22 protein-coding genes are annotated in these 21504 nt (G+C 65.4%); 14 read left to right on the top strand and 8 right to left on the bottom strand.

Going from position 1 to position 21504, the window contains the following annotated elements; genetic code table 11:
* Position 1 precedes the first annotated feature (1 nt).
* Complete coding sequence (locus MKK62_RS19025; protein ID WP_240258377.1) at positions 2-1024, top strand: nitronate monooxygenase; 1023 nt, start codon at positions 2-4, stop codon at positions 1022-1024.
* A 36-nt stretch (positions 1025-1060) separates the two neighbouring features.
* Here MKK62_RS19025 and ald read toward each other — a convergent pair whose 3' ends face one another.
* Positions 1061-2176, bottom strand: coding sequence for an alanine dehydrogenase (ald, locus tag MKK62_RS19030; protein ID WP_240258376.1), 1116 nt, complete (start codon positions 2174-2176; stop codon positions 1061-1063).
* A 68-nt stretch (positions 2177-2244) separates the two neighbouring features.
* Here ald and aldR point away from each other — a divergent pair, with 68 nt between their 5' ends.
* Genes aldR through MKK62_RS19050 form a run of 4 tightly spaced genes read left to right on the top strand, consistent with a single transcriptional unit; the run spans position 2245 to position 6607 of the window.
* On the top strand, positions 2245-2760 hold the full coding sequence (gene aldR, locus MKK62_RS19035; RefSeq protein ID WP_240258375.1) for an HTH-type transcriptional regulator AldR: 516 nt from the start codon (positions 2245-2247) through the stop codon (positions 2758-2760).
* Positions 2761-2807: 47 nt separating this feature from the next.
* Entirely contained in the window at positions 2808-3722 is a 915-nt protein-coding gene (locus tag MKK62_RS19040; RefSeq protein WP_240258374.1) for a metal-dependent hydrolase, read from the top strand.
* A gap of 13 nt (positions 3723-3735) precedes the next feature.
* Positions 3736-5514, top strand: a complete 1779-nt coding sequence (locus MKK62_RS19045; protein WP_434084966.1) for an SDR family oxidoreductase — start codon at positions 3736-3738, stop codon at positions 5512-5514.
* 16 nt (positions 5515-5530) lie between these two features.
* On the top strand, positions 5531-6607 hold the full coding sequence (locus MKK62_RS19050; protein ID WP_240258373.1) for a PDR/VanB family oxidoreductase: 1077 nt from the start codon (positions 5531-5533) through the stop codon (positions 6605-6607).
* On the opposite strand, the gene MKK62_RS19055 is transcribed toward MKK62_RS19050, so the two are convergent.
* Complete coding sequence (locus MKK62_RS19055) at positions 6604-7020, bottom strand: hypothetical protein (protein ID WP_240258372.1); 417 nt, start codon at positions 7018-7020, stop codon at positions 6604-6606. The two genes, MKK62_RS19050 and MKK62_RS19055, sit on opposite strands and share 4 nt — an antisense overlap.
* A 171-nt stretch (positions 7021-7191) precedes the next feature.
* Here MKK62_RS19055 and dapB point away from each other — a divergent pair, with 171 nt between their 5' ends.
* The 3 genes from dapB to MKK62_RS19070 are packed head-to-tail and all read left to right on the top strand — an operon-like array spanning position 7192 to position 8842.
* Positions 7192-7929, top strand: coding sequence for a 4-hydroxy-tetrahydrodipicolinate reductase (gene dapB / locus MKK62_RS19060; RefSeq protein ID WP_240258371.1), 738 nt, complete (start codon positions 7192-7194; stop codon positions 7927-7929).
* Positions 7926-8390, top strand: a complete 465-nt coding sequence (locus tag MKK62_RS19065) for a hypothetical protein (RefSeq protein ID WP_240258370.1) — start codon at positions 7926-7928, stop codon at positions 8388-8390. Before dapB ends, MKK62_RS19065 begins: the two co-directional genes overlap by 4 nt.
* Positions 8387-8842, top strand: a complete 456-nt coding sequence (locus MKK62_RS19070; protein WP_240258369.1) for a flavodoxin family protein — start codon at positions 8387-8389, stop codon at positions 8840-8842. The genes MKK62_RS19065 and MKK62_RS19070 overlap by 4 nt, the downstream gene beginning before the upstream one ends.
* Before the next feature lie 4 nt (positions 8843-8846).
* Here the strand turns inward: MKK62_RS19070 and MKK62_RS19075 are convergent, their stop codons facing one another.
* From MKK62_RS19075 to MKK62_RS19085, 3 genes are all read right to left on the bottom strand, one after another.
* Positions 8847-9407: a cupin domain-containing protein gene (locus MKK62_RS19075; protein WP_240258368.1), complete on the bottom strand. Its 561-nt coding sequence runs from the start codon at positions 9405-9407 to the stop codon at positions 8847-8849.
* 10 nt (positions 9408-9417) lie between these two features.
* Positions 9418-10077, bottom strand: a complete 660-nt coding sequence (locus MKK62_RS19080; protein WP_240258367.1) for a cupin domain-containing protein — start codon at positions 10075-10077, stop codon at positions 9418-9420.
* A 70-nt stretch (positions 10078-10147) separates the two neighbouring features.
* Positions 10148-10444: a CDGP domain-containing protein gene (locus MKK62_RS19085; protein WP_434085103.1), complete on the bottom strand. Its 297-nt coding sequence runs from the start codon at positions 10442-10444 to the stop codon at positions 10148-10150.
* Between the two features lie 152 nt (positions 10445-10596).
* Here MKK62_RS19085 and MKK62_RS19090 point away from each other — a divergent pair, with 152 nt between their 5' ends.
* From MKK62_RS19090 to MKK62_RS19115, 6 genes are read left to right on the top strand one after another with little or no spacing between them, the layout of a single operon-like run.
* Positions 10597-13830, top strand: coding sequence for an acetyl-CoA carboxylase family protein (locus tag MKK62_RS19090; protein WP_240258365.1), 3234 nt, complete (start codon positions 10597-10599; stop codon positions 13828-13830).
* Positions 13827-14645 carry an SDR family oxidoreductase gene (locus MKK62_RS19095; protein WP_240258364.1) on the top strand — a complete coding sequence of 273 codons (819 nt, stop codon included), beginning with the start codon at positions 13827-13829 and terminating at the stop codon, positions 14643-14645. The genes MKK62_RS19090 and MKK62_RS19095 overlap by 4 nt, the downstream gene beginning before the upstream one ends.
* Positions 14642-15403, top strand: coding sequence for an SDR family oxidoreductase (locus tag MKK62_RS19100; RefSeq protein WP_240258363.1), 762 nt, complete (start codon positions 14642-14644; stop codon positions 15401-15403). Before MKK62_RS19095 ends, MKK62_RS19100 begins: the two co-directional genes overlap by 4 nt.
* On the top strand, positions 15400-16584 hold the full coding sequence (locus tag MKK62_RS19105) for an acyl-CoA dehydrogenase family protein (RefSeq protein WP_240258362.1): 1185 nt from the start codon (positions 15400-15402) through the stop codon (positions 16582-16584). The genes MKK62_RS19100 and MKK62_RS19105 overlap by 4 nt, the downstream gene beginning before the upstream one ends.
* Positions 16585-16589: 5 nt before the next feature.
* Entirely contained in the window at positions 16590-17687 is a 1098-nt protein-coding gene (locus tag MKK62_RS19110; protein ID WP_240264053.1) for an acyl-CoA dehydrogenase family protein, read from the top strand.
* A 13-nt stretch (positions 17688-17700) separates the two neighbouring features.
* Positions 17701-18690: an aldo/keto reductase gene (locus MKK62_RS19115; protein WP_240258361.1), complete on the top strand. Its 990-nt coding sequence runs from the start codon at positions 17701-17703 to the stop codon at positions 18688-18690.
* Here MKK62_RS19115 and MKK62_RS19120 read toward each other — a convergent pair.
* The 3 genes from MKK62_RS19120 to MKK62_RS19130 all read right to left on the bottom strand — a co-directional run bounded on the left by MKK62_RS19120 (position 18665) and on the right by MKK62_RS19130 (position 21254).
* Positions 18665-19693, bottom strand: coding sequence for a TIGR03617 family F420-dependent LLM class oxidoreductase (locus MKK62_RS19120; RefSeq protein WP_240258360.1), 1029 nt, complete (start codon positions 19691-19693; stop codon positions 18665-18667). The genes MKK62_RS19115 and MKK62_RS19120 overlap by 26 nt on opposite strands.
* A 78-nt stretch (positions 19694-19771) precedes the next feature.
* On the bottom strand, positions 19772-20308 hold the full coding sequence (locus MKK62_RS19125; RefSeq protein WP_240258359.1) for a carbonic anhydrase: 537 nt from the start codon (positions 20306-20308) through the stop codon (positions 19772-19774).
* Between the two features lie 67 nt (positions 20309-20375).
* Positions 20376-21254, bottom strand: coding sequence for an alpha/beta fold hydrolase (locus MKK62_RS19130; protein WP_240258358.1), 879 nt, complete (start codon positions 21252-21254; stop codon positions 20376-20378).
* Positions 21255-21504: the final 250 nt, after the last annotated feature.

Genomic DNA, 21504 nt, shown 5'->3' on the forward strand with positions numbered 1-21504 from the left:
GATGGTATTGGGCTTCTGGGATCTCGACGTGCCGATCGTGGGAGCACCGATGGCGGGCGGCCCCGGAACGCCCGCGCTGGCCGCGGCGGTGTCCAACGCCGGCGGTCTTGGTTTCCTGGCCGCCGGATATATCAGCGCCGAACGCCTCGCCAACGACATCGCGGCGGCGCGCGCCGCGACTACCGGCCCGATCGGCGTGAACCTGTTCGTGCCGCAACCCAGCGTCGCCGACGTCATCGCCCTCGATGCTTACGCCGAGGCCCTCGACGAGTTGGCCGAACACTACGACGTCCACGTCGGCTACCCCCAGTTCGGTGACGACGACGGCTGGCTACAGAAGCTCGAGGTGGTTGCTGACATGCGGCCTGAGTTGGTTTCGTTCACCTTCGGGGCGCCATCGCCAGATGTGTTGCGTCGCTTCGGTGCCCTCGGCATGTTGCTCTACATCACGGTGACCTCGGCGTACGAGGCCGGCGTCGCGGTCGCCGCCGGCGCGGACGGCCTGATCGTCCAGGGCCCGGACGCCGGCGGGCATCGGGGCACGTTCGCACCCGACATGAGTCCCGGTACCGAGCCGCTCATCGACCTGCTCGATCGCATCGGTCACACCCACGACGTTCCGCTGATCGCGGCCGGCGGGCTATCCAATGCCGAGGATGTCGCTGGGGTGTTGCGCCGGGGAGCGGCTGCGGCGCAGATCGGTACCGCGCTGCTGTTGTCAGACGAGGCTGGCACCAACGCCGCACACCGATCTGCGCTCGGTCATCCGCAATTCGACAACACCGTCGTCACTCGCGCTTTTTCAGGCCGTTATGCCCGCGGTCTGGCGAACGACTTCACTCGGTTGATGGATCAAATCGCGCCGCTGGGCTATCCCGAGGTGAACCAAATGACCGCGCCGATCCGCAGGGCCGCAGTGGAGTTGGAAGACCCTCACGGCACCAACTTGTGGGCGGGAACGGGATACCGGCAAGCCCAGGCGGGGCCGGCAAAGGACATTGTCGACAAGCTCGGCCACGTCTGAGGGGTCGGAGGCGGTCGGGTCACGTGGACCCGGACGTCAGATCAGTGCTGCGGCCGGGTCGGTAAACGGGAGCCCCAGATCCGCGGCAACCCGCTCGCAGAGCAGCGCCCCGTTGTGTGTCGAAAGCCCCTTCGCCAGAGACGTATTCGCCCGGCAGGCATCCCGCCAACCACGGTCAGCGAGTTCGAGCGCGTAGGGGAGAGTCGCGTTGGTCAGTGCGACCGTCGAGGTCGCCGGGACGGCCGCGGGCATGTTGGCCACGCAGTAGAACACCGTGTCGTGCACGGTGAAGGTCGGGTCGTCGTGGGTTGTCGGCCGCGAGTCTGCGAAGCAGCCGCCCTGGTCGATCGCGATGTCGACTAGCACGGCCCCCGGCTTCATATGCGCGACAAGGGCATTAGACACCAGTGTCGGCGCCTTGCCGCCCGGCAGCAGGACGGCGCCGATCACCAGGTCGGCGCGTTTGACGGCGGCTTCCAGTTCCAGCGCCGTGGAATACCGGGTTTGCAGCTGGCCGTTGAAGGCGCGGTCGAGCTCGCGCAATTTGTCGATGTTGACGTCGAGCACCGTGACCGCCGCGCCCATGCCGTGCGCGACGCGGGCGGCGTTGTAGCCTGCGGTCCCGGCGCCGATCACCACCACCGTCGCGGGTTCGACACCAGGCACGCCACCCATCAGCACACCGCGGCCCCCGTGGGTGCCCATCAGGTGATACGCGCCAACCTGCGCCGAGAGGCGACCGGCAACCTCGCTCATCGGCGCCAGCAGTGGCAGCGCTCCATCAGGTGTTTGCACGGTCTCGTAGGCAATCGACGTGGTACCGGAGGCCAGCAAGGCCTCGGTGCACGACCGCGATGCAGCCAAGTGAAGGTAGGTGAACAGGGTCTGACCCCGCCGTATCCGCGAATACTCGATCGGAATCGGTTCTTTCACCTTGAGGACGAGTTCAGCCTCGGCCCACACGTCATCGACGGCGGAAACTATTTGTGCGCCAACGGCTTTGAAGTCGCTGTCGGCGATAGCCGAGCCCTCGCCGGCGCCGGCCTGAATTAAGACCTCATGACCACGACGGGTCAGTTCTGCGACACCGGAAGGGGTGATCGCGACGCGGAATTCGTTGTTTTTCACTTCGGTCGGGATGCCCACGCGCATAGTCACAATTGTGAAGAAACTTCGCCTTGGGCGCAAAGATGCCGAAGACACGGCATTATTATCGCGCAATGGGTGAAGAACGATCGGCGAGATCCGATCAAGCAGCGCTGCCGCCGAAGGATCTTCGGGCCGCCGACCTGGACCGGATCGACCGCCGAATCCTGGCTCTACTGCATGCCGATGCCCGGATGACCAACAGCGCGCTGGCCGATGAACTCGGCATCGCCGCGTCGACCTGCCACGGCCGCGTGCGTCGGCTCCTAGAGACCGGGGTCATTCGCGGGTTTTATGCCGACGTGGATCCCGCGGCGGTCGGACTGCCCCTGCAGGCGATGATCTCGGTGAGCCTGCAGTCCCACGCTCGGGGCAAGATCCGCGACTTCATTCAGCAGATTCGGCGCCGCCCGCAGGTGATGGACGTCTACTTCCTCGCCGGTACCGACGATTTCATCCTGCATGTCGCCGCGCGCGACACCGAGGACCTGCGATCGTTCGTGGTCGAGAATTTGAACGCCGACGCCGACGTGGCAGGAACCCAGACCTCGTTGATCTTCGAGCATCTGCGGGGAGCGGCGCCGGTCTGATCACGCACGTATTCCCGATACCGGCGGTACCGGGTATGCTCCTGCGAATGTTCACGGCCAACGACGAAGCAGTCGGTCCGCTCCTGGAAACCAGCGGCTCTGATCACGAGCGACTGGTGCTCGAGGCGCGCGACGTGGCATTCGACTGGGCGAAGCTGCCGTTTCACTACGTGCCTGGCGAGCCGTTCACCACCCACATGCTCAACGTGCTGCACCTCCTGCTGCCGGCCGGCGAAGAATTCTTCGTCGAGGTGTTCAAGCAGGCCCTCCCGCTGATCAGAGACGAACAGCTGCGACGCGATGTGCAGGGCTTCATCGGCCAGGAAGCAATGCACGCCCAGGCGCACACCGGTGTCCAGGACTATTTCGCAGCCAACGACGTCGACGTGACACCCTTCACCGGCCAGATGGCGTGGCTGTTCGGCACGCTTCTCGGGGATCGGCCGCGCTGGAGTGTGCGGCGGCAGCGCAGCTGGCTGCTCGAGCGGGTTGCGCTCGTCGCGGCCATCGAGCACTACACCGCGATCCTCGGCGAATGGGTGCTCGACACTCCTGAACTCGACGCGATCGGGGCCGACCCGGTGATGCTCGACATGCTCCGCTGGCACGGCGCCGAAGAGGTCGAGCACAAAGCCGTAGCGTTCGACCTGATGAAGCACCTTCGAGCCGGTTACTTTCGCCAGGTCCGCACTCAGCTGGTCGTGACGCCGATGATGCTGCTGATGTGGGCCCGCGGGGTTCGGTTCATGTATTCGGTGGACCCGCACGTACCGCCCGGGACCAAGGCCCGCTGGCGCTACTACCGCACCGCGGCTCGTCGCGGTCTGATGCCCGGGCCGCTGCGCTTCATCCGCGTGATCGGCGCCTACTACCTGCCGCGCTTTCATCCCTCTCATCTCGGCGGAGTGGAGAAGGCGGTCGACTACCTGGCGATCTCGCCCGCTGCGCGCGCCTCGCACTGACCGGAAGGAATCCATGACCACCGCCTCGGCGAGCAGTTCCGTGCCCACCCGCAGCACGGTGACCGCCTCGGACGGTCTCGCGCTGTCCGTGCACACCTACACCGACGTCGACCCGCAACGGCCGACCGTGCTGGCAATTCACGGCTACCCCGATAACCACCACCTATGGGACGGGGTCGCCGAACATCTCGCGGGACGCTATAACTTCGTCGCCTACGACGTCCGGGGAGCCGGGGAGTCCGCACGTCCGGCACGTCGATCGGATTACCGCTTCGCGCAACTGATTTCCGACATCGGTACGGTCATCGACAGCATCGGTGTCGGTCGCGTTCACCTGCTGGCTCACGACTGGGGATCGATCCAAGCCTGGGCGGCCGTCACCGACGACACGGTGATGGGCAAGGTCGCGTCGTTCACCTCGATATCCGGCCCGCACCTCAGCTACGCGGGCAAGTTCCTTCGCTCTGCGCGCGGACTGCGCGGTCTGCTGGACGTAATCCGGCAGTTCCTTGCGTCGGGCTACATCTGGTTCTTCCTCACCCCCGGCCTGCCCGAGTTGCTGATCCGACTGGGCGTGGGTGTGAAGTTGATCGAGGCCCTCGGTCGCATCGGTAATTCCAGCACGCGGACTCGTCCCGGTGAGCCGGTGCGCTCGACCGGCGACTACATCAACGGTCTCAACCTCTATCGCGCCAATATGCCCGGGCCGTTCCTGACGCCCGGCGTGAAGCTGCCGGGCACCACTGTGCCGGTGCAGGTGCTGGTGCCGCGGATGGACGTGTTCGTCACCCCGGCGCTTCAGCGTTACACCGGTTCTATTCCGTTGGGCAGCAGGGTCGTACCCATCGAGGGTGGCCACTGGGTAGTGACCGCGCGTCCCGAGGTCATCGCGCGACTGGCCGCGGAATGGATCGACCGGCACGTCGGCGGTGTCGCCTTGACCGTCGTCGGTGCAGTGCAGTCCGGACCGCGCGACGTGCGGGGCAAACTCGCCCTGGTCACCGGGGGCGGCGCCGGTATAGGCCGCGCCACCGCGGTCGAGCTGGCCCGGCAAGGGGCCGACGCCGTGGTGGTCGTCGACCGTGACCTGGTCGCAGCGGAAAAGACCGTCGCGGCCGTTCGCGAAGCGGGTGCCGCGGCGACGGCCTACCAGGCCGACGTGAGCGACGACGCCGCGATGAATGCGCTTGCCGCACAAGTGAACAGCGAGCATGGCGTGGTCGATGTCCTGGTGAACAACGCAGGCATCGGAATGGCCGGCCGATTCCTGGAGACGACGCCGGAGCATTGGGACGACATTCTCGGGGTCAACCTACGTGGGGTGCTCAACGGCAGCCGAGCGTTCGCCGCGCAGATGGTCGACCGCGGGCAGGGCGGCACGATCATCAACGTCTCGTCGGCCGCGGCATTCCTGCCGTCGAAGTCGATGATCGCCTACGGCACAACCAAAGCCGCAGTACTGGCTTTCAGCGAATCACTGCGCGCCGACCTGGCCGACGACGGCATCACCGTCACCGCGGTGTGCCCGGGTTTCGTCAACACCAACATCGCGAAAAGCACGGTCTATGCGGGAATGACTCCCGACGAGCAGGACAGTGCCCGGCGCAAAGCCGACGTTGCCTATCGGCGTCGCAACTACACGCCGGAGGCCACCGCCAAGGCGATCGTCAAAGCCGTCGAGAGCGGCGCGCCGGTCGTGCCGATCGCGGCCGAGTCATGGGTCGGTTACGCGATGCGACGGATCAGCCCGTCGCTGATCCGACTGCTGGCCCGCTACGACATACGACCGTAAGGTCGCGGAGGTTCCGGTGTCACAACATATTTGGGCCAGTAGGCCGCACGACATCTACGGACGCCGTGATCGGGACCGGTTGTTCACGGGCATCTGGGGTCTCGCTGTACTGCTCGGCGGATTCTCGTGGGCAAGCCGCTGGAAGCCGTCGCGCGTGGTGCCGGTCGGCCGCGCTCACACTGCCGTGATCACCAAGCGTGAACAGCTGAGCCCGGACGTGATCGCGCTGACGTTCGCCGACCCGGACGCCGGCCTGCTGCCCTCGTGGACGCCGGGTAGCCACATCGACGTGCAGTTGCCCTCGGGCCGTCGCCGCCAGTACTCGCTGTGCGGACCGCCCGGGCGGCGCATCGATTACCGAATCGCGGTGCGGCGCATCCCCGACGGCAGTGGCGGCTCCGCCGAAATGCACGACGCCTACGCCGTCGGCGACCCGTTGGTCTTCGAAGGACCCCGCAATGCGTTCTACCTCGGAGGTGGCGAGCGCGACGTGCTCTTCGTCATCGGCGGGATCGGGGTCACTCCGATCCTGCCGATGATGCGGGCCGCGCAACAGCGCGAAATGAGTTGGCGCGCAATATATGCGGGTCGCAGCCGCGAATATATGCCGCTGCTGGACGAGGTCCTTTCACTGGATCCAGACCGGGTCACGGTGTGGGCCGACGACGAGCGTGGACGACCGGCGGCTGCTGAAGAGCTGCTCGTCGACGCGACGCCGACCACCGCGGTGTACGTGTGCGGCCCGGCCGGAATGCTCGAGTCCGTACGCGGTGCCCGTCACGAACACGCCGACGCGCCATTGCATTACGAGCGGTTCAGCCCGCCGCCCGTCGTCGACGGCATCCCGTTCGAACTCGAACTGGCCCGGTCCGGGCGGGTGCTCGAGATTCCCGCCAACCGGTCCGCGCTGGACGTCATGCTGGACCACGACCCGACGACCGCGCATTCCTGCCGTCAAGGATTCTGCGGTACGTGCAAGGTCGCCGTGCTCAGTGGAAAGGTCGACCGACGCGGCCGTACCGCCGAGTCGCACGGTGAGATGCTGGTGTGCGTCTCCCGCGCGGCCGGCGATCGGGTGGTGATCGACCTCTAGGTTGCCGGGGCCAGGTGCAGCTTGTTGGTCTCCTGATAGCCCTGCGGGTTGCCACAGGCCGCCACGTTGTTGGTGATCTGGACCGTGCCGTCCAACGTGTTCGGGTCCCAGGCGTAGTGGAAGTTGATCGCGTCGTGCACGTCGCCGCCCTGCTCGCAGGAGACGCCGCCCTTGCCGTCGAGCGTCCACTGGTTGTTGACCAGGTGCGCCTGGCCCAGGTGCTGGATGTCGGCGCACCCGTCGCCGCACGGGGTGATGTACCAGTCGCTGGGCGGGTCCTGATGACCGTCGGGGTAGGTCTCGGTCTCGATGTAGTGGCCGTTCAGCGGGTCGGCGAAGGACACGGGAGCCGTCATTACCAGGGCAAGACCGGCGAACATCGCGCTAGCGGCCACGCCGCTTGTGATCTTCAAGATCGGAGTTCCTTTCGTCGAGCTGGTCGGGTTCGGTTTGCTAAGTATCTTCAGCAGAATTTCAGTTCGCTCACGTTTGGCGCAAACCCACGCTTGGTGAACGCACGGTGACGAACCGGCGAGCAATCAGGTGCGCCGCTGGGCCAATCGAGCACGCTTTAGGGTGAAGCCATGCGAGTAGCTGTACTGGGATCCAAGGGGAAAGTCGGAACGACGATGGTCCAAGCCGTCCAGGCCGCCGACGATCTGGCCTTGTCGGCCGAGGTTGACGCTGGTGATCCGCTGAGTTTGCTGACCGACAACCACACCGAGGTGGTCATCGATTTCACCCATCCCCAGGTCGTCATGGAAAACCTCGAGTTCCTGATCGACAACGGCATTCACGCCGTTGTGGGAACGACCGGGTTCACCGAGGAGCGGCTACAGCAGGTGCGGTCGTGGCTGGCCGCCAAGCCGGATGTCTCTGTGCTCATCGCGCCGAACTTCGCCATCGGCGCGGTGCTGTCCATGCACTTCGCCAAGCAGGCCGCGCCGTTCTTCGAGTCGGTGGAAGTGATCGAACTGCACCATCCGCACAAAGCCGACGCGCCGTCGGGAACCGCCGCTCGCACCGCAGCGCTGATCGCCGAAGCGCGAAAAGATCTGCCGCCCAACCCCGATGCCACCAGCACGGGCCTTCCCGGCGCCCGAGGCGCCGACGTGAGTGGTGTGCCGGTGCATTCGGTGCGGTTGGCCGGACTGGTGGCGCACCAGGAAGTGTTGTTCGGCACGCTGGGGGAGACCCTGACTATCCGACACGACAGCATCGACCGCACCTCATTCGTGCCCGGTGTGCTGCTCGCGGTTCGACGCATCGCCGAACGTCCCGGCCTGACGGTAGGAATCGAATCGCTGCTGAATCTGCAATGAGCCAGAACGCGCGCACTGTCCGCATCCAAGTGATGATCGCGCTGATGTGCGCGGCATTGCTCGTGTACCTGGTACTACTCGGCCGGACCGCCGTGCTGATGATCGGCTCCGGGCGCGGGGTGGCCATCGCGTTGGGAAGTGCGCTGCTCATCATGCCTGCGATCGGCTTGTGGGCTATGGTCGCGACGTTGCGCGCCGGTCTGGCTCACCAGAAATTGGCCCGACTGGCCGCCGAGGACGGAATGGAACTCGACACCGATGCGCTCCCGCGGCGGCCTTCGGGACGCATCGAACGCGACGCAGCGGACGCGCTGTTCGCCGCTGTCCGTGCCGAATTGGACGCCGACCCGCACAACTGGCGACGCTGGTATCGACTCGCCCGGGCCTACGACTACGCGGGAGACCGAAGCCGGGCCCGAGAAGCTATGAGGAAAGCCGTCGAGATGCAGGGGCGTGAATGAGCAAGACGCTGTTGATCGTTCATCACACGCCGTCGCCGGCCACCCGGGAGGTCCTCGAAGCCGTGCTGGCAGGGGCCAAGGACCCCGACATCGAGGGTGTCGACGTCGTGCTGCGGCCCGCATTGGCCGCCACGGTGTCCGACGCGCTCGACGCGGACGGCTATCTGTTCGGTACCCCGGCAAACCTCGGATACATGTCAGGCGCGCTCAAGCACTTCTTCGACACGGTGTATTACCCAAGCCTGGACCATGTGGCCGGCCGGCCCTACGGCGTATGGGTGCATGGCAACAACGACACGGTTGGAGCGGTGTCGTCGGTGGACAAGGTGGCCACCGGGCTCGCGCTAGCCAAAGCGGCTGACGCACTGGAGGTTACCGGCGCGATCGACGCCGGTGTCCGGGAGCGGGCTTACGAACTTGGCGGCACGCTCGCCGCGACGTTGATGGAATGAAAGTTCAGCGCGCCCGCAAAATGGTCACCGCGCTGTCGTGTTTGGTGAACTTCTCGAATGTGGCGGCGGGGACGCCGAACACCGCGCCGAGCACGTCCGGTGGCATTTGACTGACTGACTCGCCGATACCGACGTTGTCTTTGTCTTCTGAGGCGCTGGCGTTCTGAACGATCAGCACTTCCAGATCTTCGGTGCCAAGGTTCTCGAAGTAGTGCAGCGAGCCCTGGGGCGCGAACACGAGATCGTCGACATGGGCTTCGAATGCCTCGTGGTTTCCGTTGCCGTCGATGAGCACCCAGTTCGCGGACCCTTTGAGGATCAAGTTGAGTTCCCACGCGCTCGGGTGCCAGTGTGGTTCGCGAATTGCGCCGGGCTGCAACGTGATCAGCTGGATGCTGGCGGCCTGCCCTTGCAGGATCGGAAAATTGTCCTCATGAGCCTGCTGCTGGGAACCGCCGTCGTATCTGGTGGGTGGCAGCGCGGACAGGTGAAACAGGTGTGACGCGGAGGCGATGGTTTCCGCAGGGATGCGCGGATCGCCGAAGCGCTTGACGTCCTCGGTCATGACGTATTCCTCAGTGCTTCCGCAGGACGATGATGGCTTCGTCGACCTTCTTGAATTTATCGAATGTGTCTGCCGGAACGCCGAACAGTGCGGAGAGCACCCGGGATGGCAGCTTGCTGAGCGATTCACCAATCCCGATGTTGTCTTTGGGTTCCGCCGTGCTGGTGTTCTGGATGATCACGATCTTCATGTCGTCGGCGCCACGATTTTCGAAGTAGTGGAACGAACCTTGAGGCGCGAACACCACGTCGCCCACATGCTGGTCGAAGCTTTCGTGATTGCCGTTGCCGTCGACGAGGGTCCACGCGGCGACCCCCTTGGTGACGATGTTGATCTCCCACGCGCTGGGGTGCCAGTGCGGCTCGCGGATACCTCCGGGCTGCAGCGTGAGAACCAGAAAACTGGCCGCCTGGCCCTTGAGGATCGGGAAACTTTCCTCGTCCGCTTGCTGGAAGAATCCTCCGTCCAGCCGCGTCACCGGGGAAGCGCCGAGTCGATAGAGATGCGTGTGCGAGGAGATGAGCTCGGACGGTATGCGCGGATCACCGAACCTTGCGGCATCATCGCCGGGCGATATGTCCTTGTCGAGGTGGCTACCCTCAACCAGACGATCGACGCCGACACCCGCGGCTGCCGCGGCGCCGGCCAGCCCGGCGCCACCCAGCACCATGCGACGGTTTATTGACACCCGGGCGAAGTTACCGCAGCGGCCGGGGCGGAGCCACCGAGACTTTCCGCGGCTAGGGATCGATGTGGGTGGGCGGAGTCTGCATGGCCGGGTCAGCCTCCTTGGGAGGATCGCCTGCGCTCATCGTGTTGCAGTCGACCGTCGCGGGATTCAGCGGACCACCCGGGTAGTTGGTCAGGCAGCGCTCCCACATGCCGTCGCCGTCGATAGGGCTGTCACACATCTGGGCCATCGGAGCGAGGCCCGGCGGGTGCAGGCATCCGGCGCTGGCCGGAGCCGCGGTGGCGGTCAGACCTGCGGTTGCCAGGGCGGTCCCCAGGGCTGCGATCAGGTAGCGCTTGATCATCATGTCCTTCACTGAGTCGGTCCATCGTCGACGCCGCACTAAAACTACTAGCTCGGCTATCGAATGGGGGCAATAGTCCGGTAATCGGGGCAGCGGCATGATGAGATCGGGATGGATGCCAAACCCTGGATGGTCGACCTCGAGAAGGACCGCACGTGACGCGCCTGCTGATTGCTAATCGCGGCGAGATCGCACTTCGAATCATCCGTACCGCAACGGAGTTGGATCTCGGCACGGTTGCGGTCTACGCCGAGGACGATGCCGACAGCCCGCACGTCCACGCGGCCGACGAAGCGATCGCGCTCCCCGGCGCCGGGCCGGCCGCCTACCTGGACCATGCCGCCGTGCTGGCGGCGGCCGCGAAATCCGGGGCCGACTTGATTCATCCCGGCTACGGCTTTCTCAGCGAACAGGCCGAGTTCGCGCGAGCCTGTGCAGGTGCGGGGCTGACGTTCGTCGGGCCGGATGCGGCCACGCTCGAGCTGTTCGGTGACAAGGCGGCCGCCAGGCGGGCGGCCACGGCAGCCGACGTGCCGGTGTTGCCCGCGACCGATGGGGCCGCCACCCTCGAGGAGGTCCGTGCATTCGCCGCGGCTCAGAGCGGCCCGGTGGTGATCAAGGCGCTGTCGGGCGGTGGAGGCCGCGGCATGCGAATCGTCCGCAGCGCCGAGCACATCGACGACGCCTATCGCCGATGCGCCGCCGAAGCCGAACTCGGATTCGGCGATCGGGCATTGTTTGCCGAAGCGCATCTAGCCGACGCCAGGCACATCGAAGTACAGATCGTCGCATCGCCGCCCCGTGCGCTTGCGCTCGGTGACCGCGACTGCAGCATCCAGCGCCGCCACCAGAAACTCGTTGAAATCGCTCCGGCGCAGGGTCTTTCACCGGTGCTGCGCCGCGACCTGCACCGGGCCGCTGCACGGTTGTGTGCCCAGGCAGGCTACCGCGGAATTGCGACGGTCGAATTCCTGGTCACCGGCGAGCAATTTGTATTCCTGGAGGTCAATCCGCGAATCCAGGTGGAACACACGGTGACCGAAGAAGTCACCGGTGTCGACCTGGTTGCGGTGCAGCTGCGCATCGCGCAGCGCGCGTCGTTTCACCAATTACGTTTGCCGGCAGGCATCGTGGCCGACGGCGACGAGGTCGTCGGTGCGCTTGCCGCGGTGCGGGGCATCGCGATCCAGACGCGAGTCAACATGGAGACAATGGATGCCGACGGTTCGGTGGTGCCAGCCGCAGGAACAATCTCGATGTTCTGTCCGCCGAGCGGTCCCGGCGTCCGCGTCGACACCTTCGGCCGTGCCGGCCTGACGCCGAGCCCGCGGTACGACTCGCTACTGGCCAAGGTGATCACTCGGGTGCGTGGGTCGTCGTTTTCCGCGGCGCTGCGAAAGGCGCAGACGGCGTTGGACGAATTCGGCATCGAAGGCATTGCAACGAATGTCGCTTTTCTGCGAGAAATTTTGTCGCACAAGGACACCCACTCCGGTCTGGTGACGACCAGCTTTGTCGACGAGAACTTGCCGGCGCTCGCCGGGGCGGCGCAGTCCCGGCTCCACGAGGCACGTCCCGTGCTGCCGGAGCTTCACCCGGGTGAAGAGGTGCTGCGAGCGCAACTGGCGGGCACAGTGGTCGAGATCGCGTCCGAGGGAGTGGACTACGCGGCGGGCGCGCAGCTGGCCGTGCTCGAGGCCATGAAAATGCAGCATGTATTGAGTGCGCCGGACGCGGTCCGCGCCGTCCGGGTCTTGGTGACGGCCGGGCAGGTGATAGCAACCGGCGAGCCGATCATGGTGTTCACCCACGTCGGCGATAGAACGGGTGCGGACGACCGTGGCGGGTCGGCCGCGCTCGATCTCGACCGCGACCGCGCGGACCTCGACGAGGTCAGGCGTCGTCACCTGATCACGTTGGATCAGGGCCGCCCTGCAGCGATCACCAAGCGGCACAACCAGAATCGCCGCACCGCCAGAGAGAACGTCGACGACCTGATCGACCCGGGAAGCTTCGTCGAATACGGCGCGCTCGCCGTCGCCGCGCAGCGCAGCCGTCGCTCGGAGGAAGACCTGATAGCCAACACCCCTGCCGACGGCCTGATCGCTGGGGTGGCCACCATCGGCGGCGCGCGTGCGGCCGTGCTGTCCTACGACTACACCGTGCTCGCGGGTACCCAAGGCATGCGTAACCACGCCAAGACCGATCGTATTTTCGAACTGGCGACCCGCCAGCAGCTACCGGTCGTGCTGTTCGCCGAGGGCGGTGGTGGCCGACCCGGTGACACAGACGTCGCGAACATCGCAGGTCTGGACGTGCCGACGTTCCGGGCGCTCGGCGCGCTCAGCGGCAAGGTGCCGTTGGTGTCGATCGTGTCCGGTCGGTGTTTCGCCGGGAATGCCGCACTCGCGGGAACCTGCGACGTCATCATCGCGACCCCCGACGCGAACATCGGCATGGGCGGGCCAGCGATGATCGAGGGCGGCGGGCTGGGGCGGTACCGGCCGGAGGACATCGGGCCGGTCGATGTGCAGCGTCGCAACGGCGTGGTGGGGCTCGCGGCCCGCGACGAGGCGCATGCGGTGTCGCTGGCCAAGCAGTACCTGTCGTATTTTCAGGGCAACCAAGACGATTGGAAGGGCCCCGATCTCCGCCGAGCGCGACATGTGGTGCCCGAGAATCGGTTACGGGCCTACGATGTTCGCGTCGCGATCGAGTCGGTGGCCGACCTCGGCTCGGTCCTGGAGTTGCGGGCCGACTACGGAGTCGGCGTGGTGACCGCGCTGGTCCGCGTCGAGGGGGTGCCGTTCGGCCTGCTGGCCAACAGCAGCCACCACCTCGGCGGCGCCATCGACGCCGAGGCCGCCGACAAAATGGCCGATTTCCTGACGCTCTGCGAATCGGCTCGGCTGCCGGTCATTTCGCTGTGCGATACCCCGGGATTCATGGTCGGCCCCGACGCCGAAGTGGATGCCGCGGTTCGGCGGTTCAGCCGGCTGTTCATTGTGGGCGCGCGACTGACCGTCCCGTTCGGCCTGGTTATCCTGCGCAAGGGCTACGGATTGGGCGCAATGGCGATGGCCGGCGGCTCCTTTCACGCGCCGGATTTCACCGTCGCCTGGCCGACCGGCGAAATCGGCGGCATGGGTCTGGAGGGCGCGGTCCGGCTGGGATTCAGCAAGGAACTGGCCGCGATCGCCGACCCGACCGAGCGCCAGAACCTGTTCGACACCTTGGTCGAAGCCGCCTATCAACACGGCAAGGCGCTCACCTCGGCCACCACGTTCGAACTCGACGACGTCATCGATCCGGCGGACACCCGAGGATGGATCACCAGGATGCTGACGGACAAAGAACGGTTCATCGACAAGAAAGAGAGGCACTTGTGAAAGTTGCCGACAAGGTCGCCATCGTCACCGGCGGTGGTAACGGCATCGGTGCGGCGCTGGCGACGAAACTGGCGCAACAGGATGCCCGGGTCGTTGTCGCCGACCTGGACGGTGATGCCGCGCAATCGGTGGTCGACCAGATCAATGCCGAGCGGGCCGGGGTAGCCGTCGCATCCGGCGGTGACGTCTCTGACACCGCCCACATTCAACAGCTGATTGCGTTGGCGGAAAACACATTTGGACCCGTCGACCTGTACTTCGCCAACGCCGGGATCACCGGAGTCTCCGGTCTGGACGTGACCGAGGCCGAGTGGGACCGGTCGATCGACGTGAACCTCAAGTCCCACATCCGCGCCGCGCAGCTGCTGGTACCGGGGTGGGTCGAACGCGGCGAAGGCTACTTCATCAGCACGGCGTCGGCCGCGGGTTTGCTCACCCAACTCGGGTCGGCGACCTACTCGGTCACCAAGCATGCCGCGGTGGGATTCGCCGAGTGGCTGAACATCACCTTCGGTGACCAGGGCGTGCGGGTCAGCTGTCTGTGTCCGATGGGTGTCAACACCAAACTGCTGTATTCGCCAGGGGAATCCGACGATCCGTTGGCGCGCCTTGCGACTCGCGCCGTGACCTCGGCCGGGGACGTGATCGAACCGGCCGACGTCGCGGACATCGTGCTAGCCGCAGTTGACGACGAACGGTTCTTGATCCTGCCGCACCCCGCAGTGCTGGAGATGTACCGGAACAAGGGGAACGACTACGATCGCTGGCTTCGCGGGATGCGTCGCTACCAGCACAGCCTGATGGAGGCGCTATGACCGCATTACCGTTCAACGGTCGCACCGCAATCATCACCGGAGGGTCACGCGGGATCGGCCTCGCGATCGCGCAGCGGCTCGCCGAGGGTGGTGCCAACATCGTGTTGACCTCGCGTAAGCAGGAGGCCGCCGATGCCGCAGCTCAGCAGGTGGGCGGCGACGCTGTCGGGGTGGCCGCGCACGCCGTCGACGAGGACGCTGCGCGACACTGTGTCGATCTGACCCTCGACCGCTTCGGCAGCATCGACATTCTGGTCAACAACGCCGGCACCAACCCGGCGTACGGCCCGCTGATCGATCAGGACCACGCGCGATTTTCCAAGATCTTCGACGTCAACCTGTGGGCGCCGTTGCTATGGACATCGCTGACTGCGAAGGCGTGGATGCGGGAACATGGCGGCGCGATCGTGAACACCGCATCGATCGGGGGCATGCATCAGGCGCCCAACATGGGCCTGTACAACGTGACGAAGGCCGCGCTGATCCACGTCACCAAGCAACTGGCGCTGGAACTTTCGCCCAAGGTTCGGGTCAATGCGATCGCCCCGGGGGTGGTTCGGACCAAGCTCGCCGAAGCGCTGTGGAAGGACCACGAAGACCTGGTGGCCCGGGGTACGGCGCTGGGACGTATCGGCGAGCCGCCCGACGTGGCGGCTGCGGTCGCGTTCCTGGTCTCCGACGAGTCGAGCTGGATCACCGGCGAGACGCTGGTGCTGGACGGCGGAAGGCTGCTCGGCGATCCGGAGGGCTTTCGGTGAACGCCGACGATCTGCATGCTCGGGTCTGCACGTTGCTCGAGGAGCATGACCCGACCCGCACAGATCCGCACGCATTCCTCGGTGCGCGTTTTGACGCCGGGCTGGCGTGGGTGCACTTTCCGGTCGGCTCCGGCGGTTTGGATGTGTCGCGCAGTTTCCAGGCCCAGGTCGAAGACGAGCTGACCGCAGCCGGTGCGCCGCCGGGTGGTGGCGGCGCGCGCAACGGCATCGGGATGGGCATGGCCGCGCCCACCATCGCCGCCTTCGGCACCGAGGTGCAGCGTCGAGAGTTCTTGCGGCCCCTGTTCACCGGCGAGCATGTCTACTGTCAGCTGTTCAGCGAGCCGGGTGCGGGATCCGACCTCGCCGGCGTGGCCACCCGCGCAGTCCGGGATGGTGACGACTGGATTGTCAACGGGCAGAAGGTGTGGACGTCGAGCGCCCAGAACGCTCAGCGGGCGATCCTAGTCGCCCGGACCGACCCGACCGTCCCGAAACACCACGGGTTGACCTATTTCGTCCTCGACATGACCGATCCGGGTGTCGAGGTCCGACCGTTGCGGCAGATCACCGGCGAAGCCGAATTCAACGAGGTTTTTCTCACCGACGTCCGGGTGCCCGACGCCAACCGTCTGGGCCCCGAGGGCGGCGGGTGGAAGGTCGCCACCACCACGTTGAACAACGAGCGGGTGGCCATCGGCTCGATGGCCGGAGGCGCGCGCGAAAGCGGAATCGTCGGCAAGGTCACGGCGGCGTGGCGGGCACAACCCGAGTTGCGTAGTGCCGCAATGCATGACGAGCTCATGCGGCTGTGGGTGGCGGCCGAAGTCGCCCGGCTGACCGGTCTGCGGCTACGGCAGCGTCTGGCGGTCGGTCAGCCCGGGCCCGAGGGCGCCGGGATGAAAGTGACATTCGCTCGACTGGCTCAGGCGATTTCCGGATTCGAGATCGAACTGCACCCGGAATTGGGCCTGCAATATGACGATTGGACGATGCGTCAACCCGAATCAGTCGACTTCATTGGCCGCGATCCCGGGTACCGCTACCTCCGCGCCAAAGGAAATTCGATCGAAGGCGGTACATCGGAAATCCTGCGAAACACAATCGCCGAAAGGATTCTCGGCCTGCCACCGGAACATCGCGTCGACAAGGACGTGGCTTTCCAGGATCTGGGGAAGTGAGTCAAGTGGGCGATCTGCTGTATTCCGACACCGAGGAAGCGTTGCGGGACAGCGTCCGACGATTGTTCGCCGGCCGATGCCCGCCAGAAGCGATCTTGTCGCTGTACGACTCTGCGCCACAGGATCTCTCCGGCGTCTGGCGCACGCTGGCCGCAGACCTGGGTCTGGCGGGCCTGTTGGTACCCGAGGATCTCGGCGGTGCCGGTGCGACCGCCCGCGAGGCGGCGGTCGTGATGGAGGAGATCGGCCGCGCCGTTGCGCCCGTGCCATTTCTGACCAGTTCGGTGGTGGCCACCGTCGTGCTGCTGAAATCCGGTGACACCGGCACGGTTCAGGGCTTGGCGGCCGGATCGCTCACCGCCGCGCTCGCGGTGCCGCTGTCCACGGCGCCCGACGACACGATCACCGGACTCGACGCGGATGCCAACGCGGTGACCGGACGGATCACCAGCGTGGCTGGGGTCGATGCCGCCGATGTGCTGCTGGTGCCCGTCGCCGGAACCGACGGGCTCGAATTGCACGCCGTTGCACGGGATGCGGCGGGTGTCGAGGTATCGCCGATCGTAAGCCTGGACATGACCAGACCGCTTGCCAACGTGGAGTTCTCGGGTGCGGCGTCGTCTCGGGTCGATTCGGCCGGGGCGGCGACGGCGATCGCTGCGGCGCTGGAGACCGGGGCGGCGCTGCTGGCCTCCGAACAACTCGGTGTCGCGCAGTGGTGCTTCGAGACGACACTGGCATATGCCAAGGACCGCAAGCAGTTCGGCCGCGCGATCGGCTCGTACCAAGCGATCAAACACCGCCTCGCCGACTTGTGGGTCGAGCTCAATTCCGCTGCGGCGGCGGCTCGGTACGCGGCTGACACCTGCGCCCGGCAGGACGTCGATGCCTCGATCGCCGCGGCCGTAGCGCAGGCCTACTGCAGTGGAGCCGCGGTGCACGCGGCCGAGGAATGCGTTCAGCTGCACGGCGGCCTCGGCATGACGTGGGAGTATCCCGCGCATCTCTATCTGAAGCGGGCCAAGAGCGATCAGCTGGCATTCGGTACGGCGTACCGCCACCGCGTCCGGTTGGCCGCACTGGTCGATCTGCCGGCCTCGTAAAAAGGAGCGGTACATGGATACGCGCATCCTCGGCGGCACCCTCGAGGTTTCGTCAATCGGGCTGGGCTGCATGGGGATGAGCCGCGGCTTCGGGCCGGCGGGATCGAGAGCGGACATGGTCGCGGTGATCCGCGGGGCGGTCGAGCGCGGCGTCACGTTCTTCGACACCGCAGAAGCCTACGGTGACAACGAAGAACTGGTCGGCGAGGCGCTGGCGCCGTTCACCGATCAGGTGGTGATCGCGACAAAGTTCGGGTTCTCCTTCGCGCCCGACGGCAACGTCAACGGGGTCGACAGCCGGCCAGAGCACATCAAAGAGGTAACCGAGAACTCGCTGCGCCGACTGGGTGTGGAGACCATCGACCTGCTGTACCAACACCGTGTCGATCCGAAAATCCCCGTCGAGGATGTCGCCGGAACGGTGAAGGAACTGATCGACAGCGGCAAGGTCAAGCACTTCGGGATGTCGGAGGCATCGGCGGACAACATTCGCCGCGCCCACGCCGTGCAGCCCGTGACGGCGCTGCAGAGCGAGTACTCGCTCTGGTGGCGGGAGCCGGAAAGCCCGGAAACCGGCGTCTTGTCGACGCTGTCCGAACTCGGCATCGGACTCGTGCCCTACAGCCCGCTGGGCAAAGGATTCCTCACCGGAAGCATCAGCGAGAACACGCAATTCGACAAAGCGGACATCCGAAACATGATCCCGCGTTTCGCCGTCGACGTGCGCGAAGCCAACCGCGCGGTCGTCGCTCTGCTTCAGACGATTGCGGACCGTCGGGGTGTCACCCCGGGGCAAGTCGCCCTGGCTTGGCTGTTGGCTCAGCGGCCGTGGATCGTGCCGATCCCCGGCACCCGCCGTCTCGAGCGGCTCGATGAAAATCTGGGGGCAGCCGATATTCAGTTGACCGACGACGACCTTCACGAACTCGACACGGCGTCGGCGGAGATCGAGGTACAGGGGGCGCGCTATCCCGAGTTCATGCAGCGCCTGATCGGGCGCTGACCTGGCGGGCAACCTCCCCGTACCGCTCGAAGCCATCGGGATCACTGACCGCGTTGTAAAGCACCAGTCGGGTCGCCGTCCCGCCATAAGTGTCAATGAGCTTGTCGGCCAGCGCATCCCAGGTCGACTCGGTCGCGAAAGCCGCGACGTGATCGTCGCTGACCTGAGCGGCCATTCCGGCGAAGTCGCCGGCCTTCTGCTTCTCGCGGATACGGGCGGTCGTGCCGTCGAATCCCGCCTCGTCCCAGATAAACGCGTAATTGGGCGTGCTTCCGTAGAACGCCATGCTGGCACGCACCGACTCCCGTTGCCTGTCGCGTTCTTCGTCGGTGTCACCGACCACCGTCATCACCGGCACGATGATCGCCACGTCGGACGGTGACCGACCGGCTTTCCGTGCGCCCTCGGCGACGTTCGGCAGCACGTGCCGGGCAAGATACCCCGGCTCGCCGATCGGGTGGACGTGCACCCCGTCGGCTACCTCGCCGGCCATCCGCAACATCCACGGATTCACCGCGGCGATGTCGACTTTCGGATCGGGCACGTCGATGGGTCCCGGACTCCACTGCGGCGTAATGAAATCCAGGTCGTAGAACTCACCGTGGTGATCTAGCTTTCCCGACCGGAACGCCGCAAAGCAATCCTTCACCGCCAGCACGTAATCGCGCAGCCGCGGACCCGGCTTCTCGAAATCCACGCCATACCGGCGAACGACGTGCGTGCGGACCTGCGTGCCCAGGCCCAGCCGGAAGTTTCCGCCCGACGCCTCCTGCAGTTCCCAGGCCGCGGCGGCAGTCACGAACGGGCTGCGCGGAAATGCCACCGCGACACCGGTCGACAGCTCCAGGTCTGGCGCGGCTTGCGAGGCGACCGCGGCGTTGAGATAGGCCGTGCGTCCGGTCTCGGTGAACAGCAGGCCGGAGAAACCGGCCGACTGCGTTCGGCGGGCCAGCTCACCGACCCGTCCGAGGGGCTGGGGGACCGTCATCGCATCGATGCGCATGGCGGATCAGTATGCCCCTGCAGTGTCGATGGCCTTTGATGGGCCACGTTTGAAGCAGGATTTGGCGTGTGCGATCGATCACGCGGCGCGCAGCGGCGCAGAGTCTGCGACCGTAGTCACTCGTCCGTCAGCGACGTCGTAACTCAAGCCGGTCACGGTGAAGGAGCTTGGGACCTGGGGCGCACTTCGCAACGCGGCGATATCGGCAGCAATGGCCGCCGCGGGATCGTTGACATGTTTGCCGGGTAGTGCGGAGACGTCGACACCGAAGTAGTGGGCTAGTTGGTCGGGTGGCTCCTGCAGCCGTGTGATACCGCAGTCCGTGTGCTGCAACAGGACCAAATCCCATCCCGGTCCGAGCTTTCCGCCGAGAACTGCGCTGAGAGTGGTCAGCAATGCGATCTGCTCGATCACCGCGGGGGTGACCCGGCCGCCGACATTACGGATGATTCCGACATCGCCGAGCGTGAGGTCGAAGATTTGCGAGGGGTTTACGCGAGGGTCTAAACAACCGAGCAGCAGGGTCTTGCGGGCGGGCGCAATGCCGAGCCCGGCCGCGAAATGGGTGTCGGCGAAGCGTGAGTTTCCGTCGAGATAGGTCGTGATGTTGTCCATGAAGCAAGCTTTCTCGTATGTGGGTTGGTTGTGTCGATGCGACAGTCGTCCGGGCAGCCTGGCTGACTTACTGCCCCAATATCGCGTCGGCCAGAGCATGAGGTTTCTCCATGGCCGCGAAATGTCCGGCGTCAGCGATGTTGCGCACCGACGCCGTGGGCAGTGCCGCTGCCGTGGCGGTCCTGTCAGACGTTCTCGACCAGTCGTGTTGCGAGTAGAGCAAAGTCACCGGGACCGACACGGCCGCGTACTCAGCACGTGCCGCAATGTACGTTGGCAGACTGCGATACACCGCTCGGGCGACGCCCGGGTAGCCTCGTCGCTTACCCACGCGAACCAGTTCACTCAAAAATTCATCGGGAAATTTTGATGGGTTGGCGTATCCGCCGTTCATGATGCCCTTGATAATCGCGCGATTCTCTAGAGCAGCGAAAGTGGTGCCGACGAGCGGAGCCTTCACTGCTGGAATGATCATCCGCGCCAACAGGTTTGATCGCTCCACGCCTTGCGGGTAGTCATAGGTGTTGGAAGCGACGACCCGCCTCACGAGCGATCCGAGAGAAACTGACGCTGTCAGCGCAATAGTGGCACCCATGGATTCACCGGCCAGGGTGAGGTCCGACAATCCGTTGCCACGTACGAAATCGACTACTGCAGAACGCATCTGGTCGTGATTGTATGAAGCCCCGGGCCGGATATCAGACCACCCCATGCCGGGAAAGTCGAGCGAGTACACACGGTGAGCACTGGAGAGCAGGGGAATAACACGCTGAAAGTAGTCCAGCTGCGTGCGAACGGTATGCAGCAGCAGCACGGGAGCTCCTTGTCCGGCTACAACGAAGCGGAGCTTGGTGCCGTCCGGGCGGTAAAACCATTGCGGCTCGCTACCGAGCCAGCTGCGGACATAATCTTTCGAAGGATCACCAGCGACATCGGTGCTGGTCATATTGCTACCTCACTCTGGTCATGCCGAGTTGATGACGTCGACGAAATCGACTGGTTCGAAGCCGGGCAGAAAGTGTCTGAGAACGGCGGCCGTGAGTGGTGGTAGACCAGATCGTTGGTGGTGCCACGACAGCTCAGTGACGGCTTTGGCCACGGCACTGCCACTTGAGCGACAACTTCAATCATTTCGTCCTCGCTTCACTCGCTCGCGTAAACGAGCGCTCCCGAAAGGGCATTGTGTCGTCGCGGTA

Source organism: Mycobacterium paraterrae (assembly GCF_022430545.2).
Taxonomy (GTDB): domain Bacteria; phylum Actinomycetota; class Actinomycetes; order Mycobacteriales; family Mycobacteriaceae; genus Mycobacterium; species Mycobacterium paraterrae.

What these genes read in the sequence shown, in the direction of transcription:
- MKK62_RS19025 (WP_240258377.1), top strand. Translation starts at nt 2, where the DNA reads ATGGTATTGGGCTTCTGGGATCTCGACGTGCCGATCGTGGGAGCACCG.
- ald (WP_240258376.1), bottom strand. Translation starts at nt 2,176, where the DNA reads ATGCGCGTGGGCATCCCGACCGAAGTGAAAAACAACGAATTCCGCGTC.
- aldR (WP_240258375.1), top strand. Translation starts at nt 2,245, where the DNA reads ATGGGTGAAGAACGATCGGCGAGATCCGATCAAGCAGCGCTGCCGCCG.
- MKK62_RS19040 (WP_240258374.1), top strand. Translation starts at nt 2,808, where the DNA reads ATGTTCACGGCCAACGACGAAGCAGTCGGTCCGCTCCTGGAAACCAGC.
- MKK62_RS19045 (WP_434084966.1), top strand. Translation starts at nt 3,736, where the DNA reads ATGACCACCGCCTCGGCGAGCAGTTCCGTGCCCACCCGCAGCACGGTG.
- dapB (WP_240258371.1), top strand. Translation starts at nt 7,192, where the DNA reads ATGCGAGTAGCTGTACTGGGATCCAAGGGGAAAGTCGGAACGACGATG.
- MKK62_RS19065 (WP_240258370.1), top strand. Translation starts at nt 7,926, where the DNA reads ATGAGCCAGAACGCGCGCACTGTCCGCATCCAAGTGATGATCGCGCTG.
- MKK62_RS19070 (WP_240258369.1), top strand. Translation starts at nt 8,387, where the DNA reads ATGAGCAAGACGCTGTTGATCGTTCATCACACGCCGTCGCCGGCCACC.
- MKK62_RS19075 (WP_240258368.1), bottom strand. Translation starts at nt 9,407, where the DNA reads ATGACCGAGGACGTCAAGCGCTTCGGCGATCCGCGCATCCCTGCGGAA.
- MKK62_RS19080 (WP_240258367.1), bottom strand. Translation starts at nt 10,077, where the DNA reads ATGGTGCTGGGTGGCGCCGGGCTGGCCGGCGCCGCGGCAGCCGCGGGT.
- MKK62_RS19085 (WP_434085103.1), bottom strand. Translation starts at nt 10,444, where the DNA reads ATGATGATCAAGCGCTACCTGATCGCAGCCCTGGGGACCGCCCTGGCA.
- MKK62_RS19100 (WP_240258363.1), top strand. Translation starts at nt 14,642, where the DNA reads ATGACCGCATTACCGTTCAACGGTCGCACCGCAATCATCACCGGAGGG.
- MKK62_RS19115 (WP_240258361.1), top strand. Translation starts at nt 17,701, where the DNA reads ATGGATACGCGCATCCTCGGCGGCACCCTCGAGGTTTCGTCAATCGGG.
- MKK62_RS19120 (WP_240258360.1), bottom strand. Translation starts at nt 19,693, where the DNA reads ATGCGCATCGATGCGATGACGGTCCCCCAGCCCCTCGGACGGGTCGGT.
- MKK62_RS19125 (WP_240258359.1), bottom strand. Translation starts at nt 20,308, where the DNA reads ATGGACAACATCACGACCTATCTCGACGGAAACTCACGCTTCGCCGAC.
- MKK62_RS19130 (WP_240258358.1), bottom strand. Translation starts at nt 21,254, where the DNA reads ATGACCAGCACCGATGTCGCTGGTGATCCTTCGAAAGATTATGTCCGC.